The 15573-nt window shown below is 28.5% G+C and carries 15 protein-coding genes; 8 read left to right on the top strand and 7 right to left on the bottom strand.

What is annotated here, in order from left to right; all coding sequences use genetic code 11:
- Positions 1-4: 4 nt before the first annotated feature.
- The 5 genes from FMM56_RS07435 to FMM56_RS07415 all read left to right on the top strand — a co-directional run bounded on the left by FMM56_RS07435 (position 5) and on the right by FMM56_RS07415 (position 5003).
- A complete protein-coding gene (locus FMM56_RS07435; protein WP_150139464.1) occupies positions 5-934 on the top strand; it encodes a ribose-phosphate pyrophosphokinase in 930 nt (309 codons plus the stop codon).
- Positions 935-1012: 78 nt separating this feature from the next.
- The gene (locus FMM56_RS07430) at positions 1013-1909 is read left to right on the top strand and encodes an NAD(P)H-dependent glycerol-3-phosphate dehydrogenase (RefSeq protein ID WP_150139462.1); all 897 of its coding nucleotides are present in this window, start codon (positions 1013-1015) and stop codon (positions 1907-1909) included.
- Positions 1906-3078, top strand: coding sequence for a metal-dependent hydrolase (locus FMM56_RS07425; RefSeq protein WP_150139460.1), 1173 nt, complete (start codon positions 1906-1908; stop codon positions 3076-3078). The genes FMM56_RS07430 and FMM56_RS07425 overlap by 4 nt, the downstream gene beginning before the upstream one ends.
- A complete protein-coding gene (locus tag FMM56_RS07420; RefSeq protein WP_150139458.1) occupies positions 3078-4394 on the top strand; it encodes an MATE family efflux transporter in 1317 nt (438 codons plus the stop codon). Before FMM56_RS07425 ends, FMM56_RS07420 begins: the two co-directional genes overlap by 1 nt.
- Positions 4395-5003, top strand: a complete 609-nt coding sequence (locus tag FMM56_RS07415) for a M48 family metallopeptidase (RefSeq protein WP_150139456.1) — start codon at positions 4395-4397, stop codon at positions 5001-5003.
- Here FMM56_RS07415 and FMM56_RS07410 read toward each other — a convergent pair.
- On the bottom strand, positions 5000-5791 hold the full coding sequence (locus tag FMM56_RS07410; protein ID WP_150208242.1) for an alpha/beta hydrolase: 792 nt from the start codon (positions 5789-5791) through the stop codon (positions 5000-5002). The genes FMM56_RS07415 and FMM56_RS07410 overlap by 4 nt on opposite strands.
- A 95-nt stretch (positions 5792-5886) precedes the next feature.
- On the opposite strand from FMM56_RS07410, the gene FMM56_RS07405 reads away from it, so the two are divergent.
- On the top strand, positions 5887-6828 hold the full coding sequence (locus FMM56_RS07405) for a hypothetical protein (protein WP_150208240.1): 942 nt from the start codon (positions 5887-5889) through the stop codon (positions 6826-6828).
- 13 nt (positions 6829-6841) lie between these two features.
- On the opposite strand, the gene FMM56_RS07400 is transcribed toward FMM56_RS07405, so the two are convergent.
- Positions 6842-7408 carry a YceI family protein gene (locus FMM56_RS07400; RefSeq protein WP_150150970.1) on the bottom strand — a complete coding sequence of 189 codons (567 nt, stop codon included), beginning with the start codon at positions 7406-7408 and terminating at the stop codon, positions 6842-6844.
- Positions 7409-7476: 68 nt separating this feature from the next.
- Complete coding sequence (locus FMM56_RS07395; protein WP_150141757.1) at positions 7477-7842, bottom strand: HIT family protein; 366 nt, start codon at positions 7840-7842, stop codon at positions 7477-7479.
- Positions 7843-7945: 103 nt separating this feature from the next.
- On the opposite strand from FMM56_RS07395, the gene FMM56_RS07390 reads away from it, so the two are divergent.
- On the top strand, positions 7946-8587 hold the full coding sequence (locus tag FMM56_RS07390; RefSeq protein ID WP_150141758.1) for a putative metalloprotease CJM1_0395 family protein: 642 nt from the start codon (positions 7946-7948) through the stop codon (positions 8585-8587).
- Positions 8588-9752: 1165 nt separating this feature from the next.
- Here FMM56_RS07390 and FMM56_RS07385 read toward each other — a convergent pair.
- On the bottom strand, positions 9753-11069 hold the full coding sequence (locus FMM56_RS07385) for an MFS transporter (RefSeq protein WP_150141759.1): 1317 nt from the start codon (positions 11067-11069) through the stop codon (positions 9753-9755).
- Between the two features lie 109 nt (positions 11070-11178).
- Between FMM56_RS07385 and rdgB the strand changes: the two genes are divergently transcribed.
- Positions 11179-11784 carry an RdgB/HAM1 family non-canonical purine NTP pyrophosphatase gene (gene rdgB, locus FMM56_RS07380; RefSeq protein ID WP_150141760.1) on the top strand — a complete coding sequence of 202 codons (606 nt, stop codon included), beginning with the start codon at positions 11179-11181 and terminating at the stop codon, positions 11782-11784.
- Between the two features lie 76 nt (positions 11785-11860).
- On the opposite strand, the gene FMM56_RS07375 is transcribed toward rdgB, so the two are convergent.
- From FMM56_RS07375 to FMM56_RS07365, 3 genes are read right to left on the bottom strand one after another with little or no spacing between them, the layout of a single operon-like run.
- Complete coding sequence (locus FMM56_RS07375) at positions 11861-14287, bottom strand: efflux RND transporter permease subunit (protein ID WP_150208238.1); 2427 nt, start codon at positions 14285-14287, stop codon at positions 11861-11863.
- Position 14288: 1 nt separating this feature from the next.
- Positions 14289-14858 (bottom strand): ABC transporter substrate-binding protein, encoded by a 570-nt coding sequence (locus tag FMM56_RS07370; RefSeq protein WP_150208236.1) that lies wholly within the window; start codon positions 14856-14858, stop codon positions 14289-14291.
- A gap of 10 nt (positions 14859-14868) precedes the next feature.
- Positions 14869-15534: a VacJ family lipoprotein gene (locus FMM56_RS07365; protein ID WP_223811488.1), complete on the bottom strand. Its 666-nt coding sequence runs from the start codon at positions 15532-15534 to the stop codon at positions 14869-14871.
- Positions 15535-15573 lie beyond the last annotated feature (39 nt).

Below are 15573 nucleotides of genomic sequence, written 5' to 3'. Positions count from 1 at the left end.
TTAAATGCGTGGTTATAGAATTTTTTCAGGTACAGCAAATGTTGAATTTTCAAAACAAATAGCAAAATATCTTTCACTTCCTTTAAGTGATGCCGGGATTAAACGATTTAGCGATGGAGAAATAAGCGTTCAAATCGATGAAAGCGTTAGAGGAAAGGATGTTTTTATAATACAAAGTACCTGTGCCCCTGCAAATGATAATTTAATGGAACTTTTAATATTAACTGATGCATTTAGACGCTCAAGTGCAAATTCAATCACTGCAATAGTGCCCTATTTTGGCTATGCAAGACAAGATAGAAAGGCAAATCCTAGAGTGCCTATTACTGCAAAATTAGTAGCAAATTTAATAGAATCTGCTGGTATTGATAGAATAGTTACTATAGACTTACACGCCGGGCAAATTCAAGGCTTTTTTGACATTCCTGTTGATAATCTTTATGGAAGTATAATTTTTAATGATTATATAAAATCAAAGCATTTTGATAATGCCATTATAGGAAGCCCTGATATAGGTGGAGTTGCAAGAGCTAGGAGCGTAGCAAAGAATTTAGGGCTTGATATTGCCATAATTGATAAAAGAAGAGAAAGAGCAAATGAAAGCGAGGTTATGAATATAATAGGGGACGTTGTAGATAAGGATGTTATATTAGTAGATGATATAATTGATACTGCTGGTACCATTGTAAAAGCTGCACAGGCTTTGAAAAACAAGGGTGCAAAATCTGTTATGGCGTGTTGTACCCATGCTGTCTTAAGTGGAGAAGCCTACGATAGAATATCAAGGGGCATTATTGATGAAATAGTAGTAACTGATACCATTCCTTTAAAAAATAAACTACCAAATATAAAGGTGTTAAGCGTAGCTCCTATATTTGCCGAGGTTATACGAAGAATTTATCATAATGAAAGCGTGAATTCTTTATTTATTTAATTGTAAATTTTTATACTTAAAACCTAACTTTTAATAAAACTTTGTTAAAATTAAGATTAAAAAATCAAGGCTAAATTTATGGATAAAATCGCAATTATCGGTGCTGGAAAATGGGGACTTGCCTTAAAAAATACAATTGATGAAAATTATTCTTGTGTAATTACTTCATATTCTAAAAAAAATATAAAGGACTTTGTTAGTATTGAAGAGGCCTTAAAGGCCGAGTTTTTAATATTTGTACTAAGTACTCAAGGAATTTTACCCTGGCTAAAAGAACATTTTAAAAATAAAAATCAAAAAATTTTACTTGCCTCAAAGGGCATTGATATAAGTACTAATTCTTTCCTAGATGAGATATTTTTAAAATTTGTAGATAAAGAAAATTTTTGCGTTTTAAGTGGTCCTTCTTTTGCAAGCGAGGTTATGCAAAAACTTCCTTGTGGCCTTGTTATAAGTGGTGAAAATTTAGAACTTTGTAAAAAATTTGCTAGTTTTTTCCCAAGCTATATAAAAACCTATATTGATAGCGACATAAAGGGGGCTGAAATATGTGGGGCGTATAAAAATGTATTAGCCATTGCTAGTGGGATAAGTGATGGCCTAAATCTTGGCAATAACGCTAGGGCTTCTTTGATATCAAGAGGTCTTATAGAAATGCATAGATTTGGTAAATTCTTTGGAGCTAAAGAAGAAACTTTTTTAGGATTAAGTGGGGCCGGAGATTTATTTTTAACTGCAACTAGTACGCTTTCAAGGAATTATCGCTGTGGTTTAATGCTTAGTAAAGGATTAAGCAAGGATGAGATTATCAAAGAATTAAAAGAAGTAATAGAAGGAATCCCAACTGCTTATGGTTTGCAAGAATTAGCTAAAAAAAATGATATTTATACGCCTATTGTAAATGAAGTAGTTGCTGTTTTAAATGGTAAAAATGTAAAGGACGCTCTAAGTACTTTGCTAAAGGATAAAAAATGATTATAAAAAATGCAAAAATTTATGGAAAAAAAGAACAAGACCTTGAAATTTCAAATGGACTTATAAGTACAATAGCCCCTGCAAATTCCTTAAAAGGTGAAAGTTTTGATGCTAGTGGCTTAACTTTAATCCCTTCTTTTATAGACTTAAATATCAATCTTAAAAATAATAAATTTAGCCTTGAAAATTTAGAACTTTTAGAAAATGAATGCTTAAAGAGTGGAATTTCAAGCATAGTTTTAAGAGATGAAATGTATTTTGATGAAGAAAGTTTTGCCTTGTTTTTACAAAATTTAAGGCAAAAAAAGATAGAAATTTTTGCAAGTATTAAGGTTTTAAATAAAGAAAATGAATTTAGAAATTTAGCCACTCTTATAAATAAAGGTGCCTTTGGAATCGAACTTCAAAGTAGTTTTAATGCAAATATTTTAAGAATGGCTGCACAATATGCCTTTATGAAAAATGTCCCTATTTTCGCCCAATGCTTAAATATGGATTTTGATGATAATGGGGTTATGAATGAGTGTGAAAAAAGCTTTGAGTTAGGTCTTGTTGGCATTAGCGAGGTGGCTGAAACAAGCGAGGTAGCCAAGATAAAAGAAATTGCTAAATTTTATAAGGCAAGGGTGATTTTTGATATTATTACCCTTAAAGATTCTTTAAATTTGTTAGAAAACGAACTTGTAATGACTAGTATACACCATTTAATTAAAGATGATAGTGCGTGTGATGACTTTAATACCTCTTCAAAGATACTACCTCCACTTCGCTCAAAAGCCGATTCAAAGGCTCTAAAAAATGCTCTAAAAAATGGCAAAATCAGCTTTTTAAGCTCTTTACATTCTCCTAAATCCATAAGCTTAAAGGATTTATCCTTTGATGAGGCAGCCTTTGGAATTCATAGTGTGTGCGAATTTATAAGCCTTTGTTATACCTTTTTGATTAAAAATAATAATTTTAGCTGGGAAGAACTTTGTAAAATCACAAGCCTTAACCCTGCCCTACTTCTTGGTTTAAATAGTGGAAAAATAGAAGTTGGCAAGGTAGCAAATTTAGTACTTTTTGATGAAAATAAAAAATTAACTTTAAATTCAAGCAGTTTATATGCAAAAGATAAAATTTTTGGAGAGGTGAGGGCTCATTTTATAAATGGCAAAAAGGTATTTTAATGCCTAAAAAACAACTCTCATTAAGACAGCTTAGCATTCCTATTTTTTGGGATATGTTATCTAAAATTTTATCCTTAATCATAAATACAGCTATGGTTTCTCATTACTCAAATTTCTTAGTCGGGGCAATGGGGGCTGGAAATCAAATAACAGATTTATTTTTTACAATCTTTAATTTTTTAAGCATAGGTTGTAGCGTAGTAATCGCACAAGCAATAGGGGCAAAGGATAAACAAATAGCAAGAAAGGTGATTCATCAAAGCCTTTTTTTAAATGCCTTACTTGGCTTTACTTGTGCCTTTTTTATAGTGTGGCAGGGTGAAATTTTGTTAAAACTTATGCAAATTCCAAATGAGCTTATGAAAGATAGTACTATTTATTTGCATATGCTTGGAATTTGTTTGTTTTTTGACGCTATAGCCATTGTTTTAGCAGCCATTGTAAGAGTTTACAATCTTGCTTACTGGGTTATGTGCGTTGGCTTTTTAATGGATATAGTAATTGTTATTGGCAATTTTTTCGTACTTCACTATACAAATTTAGAACTCTTTGGGGTTGGCCTAGCAAACATAGCAGGGCGAATTGTGGTAGTAAGTTTACTACTTTTAATACTTATTTTTAAACTTAAAATTTATCTTAAATTTAAAGAAATGATAGCCTTTGAAAAAGAAATTCTTAAAAAAATCTTTAATATAGGTGGCTTTTCAGCTGGTGAAAATCTTATATGGATAGTCCAATACACCATAGCTTTTAGCTTTGTAGCAAGTTTAGGAAAAGAAAATTTAAGCGTTCAAACTATATATTTTCAAATTTCTATGCTTATAATGTTAATAGGTCAAGCAATTAGCATAGCAAATGAGATAATAATAGGAAAATTAGTAGGGGCAAGATACAATGAGATAGCTTATAAACATACCTGGATGGCCTTGTATTTAAGCTTGTTAGCAAGTGGAGTTGTGGCTGTGCTTAATTTTGCTTTACAAGATTTTACTATGGATTTATTAAAACTTGATGAGACTTTACGAAAGATTATGATACCACTTTTTGCACTCTCAATCTTTTTAGAATTATCAAGGACCTTTAATATCATAATGGTAAATGCCCTAAGGGCAAGCGGGGATGCAAAATTTCCATTTTTTAGTGGCTTAATCTTTATGATAGGAGTTTCATTGCCACTTGGCTTTTTCTTATGCTTTAATATGAATCTTGGAATTTTAGGCATTTGGATAGGTTTTTGTGCTGATGAATTTTTTAGAGGACTTGCAAATTCTTATCGTTGGAAAAGTAAAAAATGGCAAGGAAAGGTTCTTGTATAAATGCTAGAAAGTTTTTTTTATGAAGGGCGAGTGTTTTACTATAAAATCAAGCCTATTAAGTATTTGCATTTGAAATTTAACGAGGGCTTTTTTTATCTAAGTATCCCTAAAAAAACCTCTCAAAAATTAGTTTATAATTTTTTAAATAAAAATAAAACTTGGCTTGAAAATGTAGAAAAAAATTATAAAAAGGATGAAAATTTTTATTTTTTAAATAAGTGCTATGAATTAAATTTTAACCCTTCTTTTAAAAAAACTTTTTTTAATAAAACTTGCATAAATAGCCCATCTAAAAGGCATTTAAACGCATTTTTAAAAATGAATGCAAGACTTATTTTTTCTTTTTATCTTAAAAAATATGCTAGATTGACTAATTTAAACTACACACATTTAAGCATTAAAACAATGAAAACTCGCTGGGGTTCTTGTAATCACAAAAAAGGCTATATAAATTTAAATATTAAGCTTATGCAAAAGAGCCTAAAATGTATAGAATATGTTATTTTACACGAATTAACACATATTAAATTTCCAAATCACAGCAAAGAATTTTATGCCTTTATAGAAAATTTTATGCCAGAATACAGACAAATTGAAAAGAAATTTTAAAAATTATCTAGGCTAAATTTCATGGCCTTTTTTATAACGCTACCATGGCTTTCATTTTCAAAGATATGCAAATTTATTGTGCACTTACTATCTTGCCTTAATTTTGTGGCTAAATCATTAATATTTATTTTTGAATCTTTTAAAGAATGCGTGTTTTTTTCTAAGCTACCCTTTGCTAAAAAGATATTTGGACAATTTAAAAGACTTAATTTTGTGGGTAAAAAAGCACTTTCTCCCCACCAAAGCGATGGGCTAATTATAAAATAATGAGTAAATAAAGAGCTTTCTTTAAGTAAGGTATTTAAGGCAAATAAGCCTCCAAAAGAATGACCAAAAAATCCTTGGTAATTTTCATTTATAGCAAAATTATCTTTAATATAAGGCATTAAAAATTCTTTTAAAAAGACTAAAAATTCCTTATCTCCTCCACCAACTTCGCTGCCACTTATTTTTGGCGTATAATCTTTCATTCTTTTTTGTTTATGAAAGGCTAAATTTTTACCATATCCTATGCCTACTAAGATTAAATCATCGTTTTTATCGTATAAATTTAAAAAATTTGGAAAAAAGGCATCTGCGTCTGTAAAATACAATACCTTATAATTTTTTGCCTCTTTTTTAGTCTTAGCAATATAAATTTCATAATCTTGCCCATGATGACTTAATTTTACAGGTGCTAAAATATCAAAATTCAAAAAAGCATTTTTAGAAAGTTCTTCTATAACTTGCTTTGGTTTTGCATTTAAAAAAGTAAAAAGAAGTATTAAACAAAAGCAAATTTTATACATTTTTCTCCTTAAAAAAGTTGATTATAGCAAAATTTATTACAATATTAAAATATTAGCTTTTTTATTATAAAATATGTTTTTTATAAGGAAAGTCTTTGAATTTTGTATTAAATTTTAGCTTGATTTTTGATTTTATCGTTATTTGCTTAGCCTTTTACTTTCTTTATACTCGCATTTTTTTTATAAGCCTTGGACTTTTAATAGCAAAAAGTACCTATCTTTACACGAGCATTTATCAAGCACATTTAATTAATTTTACTTTCTTGCCACTTTTATTTGGACTTTTATGCCTTAGCAAAGAAAATAAAATCATATTTTGCAAAGAAAATTTAATAAATTTTTTATGCTTGATTGTCTTTATGTTTATTAGCATTTTTCTAAGCAAGAATACCAATTTTTTAAGTGAAATTTCAAAGGTAAAAATCATAAATTTAAGCATTTTTACCCCACTTAGCGAATTTGGTTTTATTATCTTTTCAATAATGGCTTTTTTAGTTCTTGCAAGATGTATTAAAAGTATGCAGCATTATTTATTACTAGCCTATATTTTAGCCTTTGTTCAATTTTTATATACAAGATTAAGCCTTTGTTCGTACTTTGAATTTGCAAGTTTTGTCTTTTTTGTGTATTTGATTTTTAAGCTATATAAGGCCTTTTTTTATGATGAAATGACAAAATTACCCAATCAAAAAATGCTAAGATACTACCTAAAAAATAAAGAAAATTTTGTAATTGCCCTACTTCATTTTAATGAATTTGATTATGTACAAACTGCTTACAAAAGGCTTATTTTGAGGCAACTTGGCAAGGTATTAAGAAAATTTAAGACAAAAATTTTTGTAAGTGATGATGATTTTGTATTAGTTTTTGAAAATCAAAACAAGGCCTTAAAACACTTAGCTTTTTTAGAATCCTTACTTAGAAATAAAGAGTTTAGCATAGAAGATGAAAAATTTAAGCTAGATTTTAAAATAGTTTGGAGCAATAACACAAAGGAATTAACACAAAGTTTAAAAGACTTAAAGCAACGACTTTAAGTCTTTGTAAAAATTATTTTTCGTTAGCTTCAACCTCTATACTAAGGCTTACTTCGCTACCTAAAGTACTAGCATCTTTTGCAAGATTAAACTCATCTTTATTAATCTTACCATTTAGGGTAAAGCCTACTTTTTCTTTGCCATCTTTTCCCTTAGCAACACCACCAATCTCAGTATCTAAGCTAATATCCTTCGAAACACCTATCATGGTTAAGGTCCCTGTCATCTTACCCTTTTCATTGCTAATTTTTTCATATTTTTTCATAACAAATTTAATTTCTGGATGAGATTTTTCTTTGAAAAAATCATCTTGTAATAAGTGCTTATCCCTTGAAGTATTTTCTGTATTAATAGAATTTACCTTAATATTTGCTTCAAGTTTTGAAAAGGTAAAATTCGCTGAGTCAAAATCAATAACTGCAGAATAATCCTTAAAATTTCCCTTTACATTACTAATACCAAGGTGTTTAATCTTAAAACCAACATCAGTATGAGTTTTATCTAGGCTATATTCCTTTGCTAAAAGCGAAGTACTAAGCAAACTAACCGCTACAAGCGAACTAAGTAAAATTTTTTTCATTTTTTCTCCTTAATTTGAAAATTATATGTAATTTTAACCTTGCAATATAAATTATAAATTAACAAAAATTATTTTTTAAGCCTTTTGTGCAAAAATGATACAAAATCATTAAAATCAGCCAAATTTAAAGACTTAATCTCTCTTTGCTGCTTTCCCCACATACATTCTGGGAAAAAAGCATCATCTTTAAAGCGAGCCATTACATGAAAATGAACCCTTGGTACATAGTTTGCAAAGGATGCTATATTGATTTTATCAGGTTTATAAAATTCTAGCATTGCTTTTTCTGCTTTTAAAACAAGCTTAAAAAGCTTTTTTTGGACCTTTTTTGGACAATGGCTAAGTTCTTTATATTCTTTCTTTGTAAAAATTTTAAGCCATGGAATTTGAGACTCTTCTTTTTCTATGTAGAAAAAATTATTTTCATAAATCATCTTTTATCCTTTGTTAAAAATTTGACATATTTTACAAAAAATTGTATAAATTTTTAAGCAAAGTTAAAGTAAAATGATTAAAAATCAAAGAAAAGGAGAAAAAATGCAAATTAATTCAAATCTTTATAATACCTTTTCTTTTTACAATTCACAAAATTTAGAAGATACAAATTCTACAAACCAAGAAGACACCACGCAAATAAACGGCGTTGAGTTAAATGATAGCGAGTTAAGGCAGGTTAAAGAACTGCAACAAATAGATAGAGAAGTAAGAGCACACGAAGCAGCACATCAAGCAGCTGGTGGAGGGCTTACTGGTAGTGCAAATTATAGCTATGAAAAGGGACCTGATAATCAAATGTATGCGGTGGCTGGTGAGGTACCTATTAGTATGAAAAAAGGTGGAACACCTGAACAAACTATAGTAAATGCTAGAAAAATTTATGCTGCTGCCATGGCACCGGCTGACCCTAGTCCACAAGATTATAGGGTGGCAAATGATGCCTTAAAAATGGAAAGTGAGGCAAGGGTTCAAAAAAATGAAGAACAAAAGGCCGAACTTGAGGAAAAAAAGGATACACAAAATTCAAACGAAGAAGAAGGCTTTGAAGTAGATACACCCGAAAAAATAAACACTTCAACGACTTCAAGCTATACTATTTCAAATTTAGCAAAAAATAATTATGTATTTAGTGCTTATACACAAAACAAAGAAATAGGCTCAAATTTAAATATAGCGTCTTAGTTTATTGTTTGTTTTTTGCAAATTTTTTTATTTATATACTTCTAGATTTTATATTACTTACAATTTTTATAATATTTTTTAACTATACGCTCAATCTCGTCTTGATATTCTTTTGAATTATTATATATATCAAGGCATTGCATAGAATATGTATTTTTCATATTTACTGACAATCTTAATTTCCAAATAAATTTTTTAAACTTATTTTTATCGTTATTTAACCATTCTTTATTATTTAAACCTATTTTAGTTTCAAAATGTTTAATTAAAAAATAATTGTTAATTTGATATATATCATCTGATAACAATGGATAATAATTACTTTTAATAAGTTTTAAGCAATATTCAAAACCTCTTTTTTTTAAAGCTATAACTCGTTGTTCATATGCATATGGTTATTTATACTCTTCTAACACATTCATAGTTTCAATAGCTATTGCAAAAGAAAAAGTGTAAAAAATTAATAAAATAATTTTCATAATATACCTTATTTAAGTATCTAAAAATCAATTTTTTTAGTATAATAAATATATGTATTAGTATATATATGTTGTAAAACCAAATTTAAATTATAAAGTTCTTTTTCAAAATAATCGCCTTTTATACAATATTCTAAACCAATTTTTTTGGAAAGTTTTACCTTTTTCTCATATGGATATTACTCTCTATCTACCTTGTATATAAATCCCATTTTTATAGCTATTTTATTATATTCATCAAATTTTTATGTGTTGTTAATATCATTTGCATTAACAACTAAAAATACACAAAGCAATAAAAATTTTTTCATATTTAATCTTTTAATTCCCAAAAATCAAGTTTAACATCACCTATATTACCAAGATAATAATTGTTAGCCATTTTATTTTCCACATCTACAAAATCCGTTTGATTCCACAAAGTTGTATGAGAAAAATATTGTTTTATATCATAATTTTTAATTAAAACACCTTTATTGTCACTATACCTTATTGTCTTTGTAGTTTATATAATATTTCCTGTCTATCGTCATTATTTAATTTTTCACTAATTTCTAGTTTTTCCCATTTATCATATAATTTAATTATAATTTTTTGCAAATTTTTTTTCGTGATAAAAGAAATTTATTATACTTTTTTCAAAGAGATTAAAAGCTATATTTTTATTTGCACAAAAGCTAGTTGCACTAAATTTTTAACATTTCTTTTAAGCTGATCTCATTTATTATTTTACTATCAAATTTTATAACTAAATATTTTGTATTTTTATAAATATCAACTATGCCTAAAATTTGATTATTTAAATTTAACTTAGTATCTAAGGATAAATAAAGATTTTTAAACTCGCTTGGATTTTTTAAAAAACAAAGCAAAATAAGCCAAATGATAGAAAAAAAGGCTAGTATGATACATAAAATATCAAAATTATTAAAAAATAGCCCTCCTAAAAGTCCGCCTATAAAACTTCCACAATAACCAAAAGAATTAAAAATGCCTAAGGCAACCCCCTTTTCATTAACCTTACAAAATTTAGAAGCACAGCTTTGCATAATAGGTTCGTGTAAGTTAAAACCTATAAAAAATATAACAACAGCAACGATAAAAACACCATTTGCTATGCTTAAACTAAAATTTGCCAATAAACACACAACAAAAAGTACATAGCTTAATATAAAAAATAAAACGCCAAGTATTAAAATTTGCTTACTAAGCCCTCTTTTTTCACCTAAACTTCCAGCCAAGCCCATAGCAAAAAAACCTGCAAGCATTGCTAAGATATAAACCTTATAAAGTTCATCTTCTTTAAAGATACCAAAACCCTTAACCAAAACTATAGGAATACTTAAAAAAGCTAAACTCATAAGCATTTTTTGCATAAAATTTGTTAAATTCATTAGGGCTAAATTTTTATCTTTAAAAAGGTGCAAAAGTGGCGTTTTTTCATTGTGGTGGATGATTTTTGTTTCCTTTGGTAAAAAAGCAAAAAGCAAGATTATACATAAAAAGCTTAATATTGCACTTAAATCAAAAAGGCTTGAAAGTCCAAATTTAGCACTCATTATAGGAGCTATAAGCATGGAGGTAGCAAAGGAAATTCCTATAAACGAGCCCATTATAGCCATTGCCTTACCTCTTTTTTCTTCTGGTACAAAATCACTTATCATAGCAGTAGCCACAGCCCCAATCGCTCCACTTCCTTGAAGTAAGCGTCCAAAAATCATCATATAAATATCACTTGCAAAAGAACATACCAAAGAACCTATTATAAATATTAAAAGCCCAAAAAGCATAGTTTTTTTACGCCCTATTTTATCGCTTAACATACCAAAGGGAGTTTGTAAAAGCATTTGAGTAAGAGCATAAATTCCAACAAGCATACCGATTAAAAAATCATTTGCCCCCTTTAAATTTAAAGCATATAAACTAAGCACAGGCAAAACTATAAAAAGCCCAAAAAATCTAGTAGCTACTATAAAAGATAAGATGAAAATATTTTTTAACATTTTTTGTCCTATTTAAAAAATATAAGTTTACTATTAAATGCTTTAACTCATTATTAAGATTTAAAGTCTTTTTAGCTAAGATTAGATTTAAAATTTCATAGGAGAGACAATGAAGATTATTTTAGCAACCAATAATGCACACAAATTTGCAGAATTAAAAGAACTTTTAAAGTCTTATAAATGCTATTCTTTAAACGAACTTTCAGGGCAATTTAATATAGAAGAAAATGGTACTTCTTTTAAGGAAAATGCCTTAATAAAATCAAGGGCAATTTTTAATCTATTAACCCCTAAAGACAAAGAAAAATTTGTCGTTTTAAGTGATGATAGTGGGCTTTGTGTTGATATTTTGCATGGAAGACCTGGAATTTTTTCAAGCCGTTTTTCTGGTGTAAAAGATGATAAGGCTAATAAGGAAAAACTTGCCTTAGAACTCGAAACCTTAGGGCTTAGTGAAAGTAAGGCGTATTTTTGTTGTGCTATAGCCATTAGTTCTAAATTTGGAGATTTTTCAACTCATGGCTTTCTTTATGGTAAAATAATCACTCAGCAAAAGGGTAAAAATGGCTTTGGTTATGATAGTATGTTTATACCTGATAATTACGATAAAACCCTAGCCCAGCTAAGTGAAAATGAAAAAAATCAAATTTCACACAGAAGTCGTGCTATAAAGGTTGCAAAGCCTATACTTAAAAAATTAAAAAGGAATATGTAATGACTACATTTATAAAATATATGCTTATAGTAATAGTGCTTTTTGTTGTAGTAACAGCCTTTAGTATGTATTTTGATTAATATCTTTTTGGCTTTGTAAGGGTTGATAAAAAGCTTGGAAGTAAAAATAAACTTCCACTTAATAACAAAAACATTACAAAAATAGTCAAAATTCCAAAATAAATAGTAGGTATAAAATTGCTAGTTAGCATAACGCTAAAGCCTAAGATGATGCTTATGCTTGTATAATACAGGGCTGAGCCCACTGCTAGATGTGTTGTTCTAATTGAGTATTTAATACCCTTGTGTTTTATTTCTTCTTTAAAGCGATAAATATAATGCAAGGCATCATCAACGCCTATTCCAATGGCAATAGCTGCTATTGTTATACTCATTATATCAAGAGGAATTTCAAAAATTCCCATTAAGGCAAAAACTATGCTTAAAGGTATAACATTTACTAAGATTGCAATAAGGGCTAATTTTAAATTTCTAAAAATAAGCACGAAAAGCACAAAAATAGCTAAAATCACAAAGGAAAGCGTATTAAACTGCGACGCAAAAAGGCTTTGTAGCATGTTATTATATAAAAGCATAATGCCTGTTAATTGAAATTTAACCCCATCATCCTTTAAAAGTTCTTTTAACTCATCATTTAAGCTTAATAAAAATTCATTTCTTCTAAGCTTAGTATCTGAGTCAACTATTCTCATTACAAAGCGAAGTTCGTTATTTTCAATACTAACATAAGAAGATAATAATTCTTGCTTAAACTCACCTGGCAAATTCTCATTTAAAAAAGCTAGGGCAAAATCATCTAACTCCTTGCCATCATTTACTTTTTTACCAAGTTCTAAAAGGCTATTTAAGCTTAAAATTGAACCTACAAATTCTTTATTCGCTAAGAATTCATGCACCTTTTTTGCAATACGCGTTTTTTTAGCATTGAAAAAATAAGTATCCTGCTTTGCTAGTTCATTAAATTCGCTTTCAAAGTCTAAATTTTCATTATTTAAATCTTCTTTTTTCTCTTCTTCAAAATTAATCACTACTTCTAAGGGAATGGTACCACCTAAATTTCTATCAATGACTAATAAGCCTTTTTTTATATCACTGCCATCCTTAAAATAATTCACAAACGAATTTTCTACCTTTAAAGAACTAATACCCCAAAGTGCAATAAATACGCCAATAATAGCTAGTAGAAAAATCATTTTTCTATATTTTAAACTAGCATTTGCACAAAAATTTAAAAAATTTGCATTAAAATCTTTGTATCTGTAAATTCTAATATTAAATAAAACAAGCATACTTGCTAAAAAAAGATAACTTAAAATAAGTGAAAAAGCAATGCCTATACTCATCATAATACCAAGTTGAATAATAGGCTGGATATTAGAAAAAATCAAAGATAAAAAGCCAATAATTGTAGTAAATATAGCAAAAAAACTAGGCTTTGCCTTTGCTAGTAAGGTTTGAAGTACTACGCGTTTTAATTTTGCGTTTGGGTACTTGCTAGAAGTTTGTACAAAATGCGTTATTAAATGCACTATAACACTTAGTGTAATGATTAAAACAAGGGCTACATAATTTGAAGAAATAACCGTGATTTGAAAATCAAATAATGCAAAAAGTCCACTTGCACTGCTTAAAGATATAAAGCAAATAAATAATGGCAGTATTATAAAATAAAAAGAACGGAAAAAGTACCATAAGGCAAGACCTAGCAAGAATATTAAAGACAATCCATAAAGTGCTAAATCACTTTTTATGTAAGCAATCATATCATCAGCTATCATATTTATGCCACCTAAATAAAGCGTGTGACCTTTATTTTCATAGCTTTTAACTAGTTCTTTAATACTTATAAGGGTTTGTTTGTCAAGTTCTCTTTGTTTATCTTGATGCTTTTTAATTGCCAGTCTTAACTTTGCCTTTTCATTTTCATTTGTAGTACTATCCCTTGTTTCAATCAAATTTGCGTAGGTTAAATCAGGTTCTAAATAAATAATTAAACCCAAAAATTTAGAATCCTTTGAGATTAAATTTAATCTATAAAAAGGACTATTTAAAATTTCATCCTTAGCCTTTTTGAAATTTATATTTTCATCCCTTATAGTAGGAATATGCTTTAAAAGTTCTTTTAAATCATTTTCATTTGTGCTTTGCAACAGGGGTGCATTTATGATACTTAAAACCTTTTTAACTTGAAAAATTTCTTCTAAGCTTTTATGCAAGGATTCAAGCTCGTTTAAACTTTGCGTTGAAAATGGATTTTCATCACTTGGCTTAAAGGCTAACATTAAAAAATTATCACTTTTATAATGCTTTGAAAGTTCCCTAAATACCTTTAAATCCTTATCATCTTCTAATAACAAACTCTCAGCACTTGCATCAACGCTTAATTTAAAGGCAAAAAAGCTTAAAAAAAGACAGAGTGCTAAGGTCGCAAAAAAGGTTATTTTTGCGTTATTTATTAGAATTTTAAGGATACGAGCTAACATTTTATTCTATGATAATCGTATTTAATTTATTTAACAAGGCATTAAAATTTTCATTTTCTAAGATATCTCCAAATTGCGAACGATAGGTTTGAACTATGCTAATACCTAAAACATCAAAATCATAAATTAACCAATCATTATTTTCCTTATAAAATTTAAAAACTACATTCTTTTCTTCTCCATCAATCACCATAGCACTAGTTAAAAAATATCTCTTTTCATTTTTTAACTCGCCTTTTTTAACCTTTAAAGTCTGGTCCTTATAAAGACTAAGTTTATCAGTAAAACTTTTTTTAAGACTTTCTTCAAAAGCCTTATTATAGGTTTCTTGCTGGGTAGAGTCTAAATTTTTATAATATTTTGAAAGACTAAGTCTAGCCATTAATTTATAATCAATAATATCATCAAATATTGCAAATATTGTACTTGCAGCCTGTTTTTTGTCCCCTTGAGTTTGTTTTAAAATTTGCAAACTTTTATCTATATTTGTTTGCATAACACTTTCTATATTATTAAGTTCTAGGCCAAAAAGTGCCAAACTAAGACTTAAAAATAATAGTATTTTTTTCATTTTTTCTCCTTTATTTACTAAGTTCTATACGACTTTGTTCGTAAGCATCGCGTAAAAATGGGTATAAATTTGGCGTATTATAATAAATTTCATCAATTTCATCTGTTCTAAATGACAACTCATTACCATAACCATAAACACTAATCCCCCATCTCAACCAAACATCATCTAAATAAGCAGTTGGCGATAGATACCAATCAAAGGGCAAGGCTATTAAATCCCTTAAATTGCTAGGTCCTAAAATAGGCAAAACTATATGAAAACCACTTTTTATCCCCCAACTTGCAAAGGCTGTTCCTATGTCGCCTGGGTGTTTTGGAATTTTCATATCAGTAGCTGAGTCAAAAATTCCACCAAGCCCTAAAATAGTATTTGCTAAAAAACGTTTTATTTCATCACTTGCCTTGTCAAATTTAAATTGCAGGGTTTGACTGATTATTCTTAAAGGCCCTAAAAGATTACTAAAAAAATTTCTAACCCCTGTTCTAATAGGCTTTGGTGCAACATATTCATAGCCTTTTAAAACGGGGCGAAAAGCATAAGTATAAAGGGCTACATTAAAGCTAGTCATCATTTTATTATATCCTGCTAAGGGGTCGTTTATCTCGTATTGTTCAAATTCTTCTTCAAATTCATCAAATTCATTTTCACTTATGCTTGTGTTATTTTCTATAATTGCTTCCTTAGTAGAACAAGCACATAATAATAAAGCAAA

The organism is Campylobacter sp. LR264d (assembly GCF_008633895.1).
Lineage (GTDB): Bacteria > Campylobacterota > Campylobacteria > Campylobacterales > Campylobacteraceae > Campylobacter_D.
This window is presented reverse-complemented; position numbering and strand designations above follow the sequence as displayed.

Bases quoted from the DNA above. Each gene is read 5' to 3' on its own strand.
- FMM56_RS07420 (WP_150139458.1), top strand. From the start codon at position 3,078: ATGCCTAAAAAACAACTCTCATTAAGACAGCTTAGCATTCCTATTTTT.
- FMM56_RS07395 (WP_150141757.1), bottom strand. From the start codon at position 7,842: ATGATTTATGAAAATAATTTTTTCTACATAGAAAAAGAAGAGTCTCAA.
- FMM56_RS07375 (WP_150208238.1), bottom strand. From the start codon at position 14,287: ATGTTAGCTCGTATCCTTAAAATTCTAATAAATAACGCAAAAATAACC.
- FMM56_RS07410 (WP_150208242.1), bottom strand. From the start codon at position 5,791: ATGTATAAAATTTGCTTTTGTTTAATACTTCTTTTTACTTTTTTAAAT.
- FMM56_RS07400 (WP_150150970.1), bottom strand. From the start codon at position 7,408: ATGAAAAAAATTTTACTTAGTTCGCTTGTAGCGGTTAGTTTGCTTAGT.
- rdgB (WP_150141760.1), top strand. From the start codon at position 11,179: ATGAAGATTATTTTAGCAACCAATAATGCACACAAATTTGCAGAATTA.
- FMM56_RS07425 (WP_150139460.1), top strand. From the start codon at position 1,906: ATGATTATAAAAAATGCAAAAATTTATGGAAAAAAAGAACAAGACCTT.
- FMM56_RS07385 (WP_150141759.1), bottom strand. From the start codon at position 11,069: ATGTTAAAAAATATTTTCATCTTATCTTTTATAGTAGCTACTAGATTT.
- FMM56_RS07390 (WP_150141758.1), top strand. From the start codon at position 7,946: ATGCAAATTAATTCAAATCTTTATAATACCTTTTCTTTTTACAATTCA.
- FMM56_RS07430 (WP_150139462.1), top strand. From the start codon at position 1,013: ATGGATAAAATCGCAATTATCGGTGCTGGAAAATGGGGACTTGCCTTA.
- FMM56_RS07370 (WP_150208236.1), bottom strand. From the start codon at position 14,858: ATGAAAAAAATACTATTATTTTTAAGTCTTAGTTTGGCACTTTTTGGC.
- FMM56_RS07435 (WP_150139464.1), top strand. From the start codon at position 5: ATGCGTGGTTATAGAATTTTTTCAGGTACAGCAAATGTTGAATTTTCA.
- FMM56_RS07415 (WP_150139456.1), top strand. From the start codon at position 4,395: ATGCTAGAAAGTTTTTTTTATGAAGGGCGAGTGTTTTACTATAAAATC.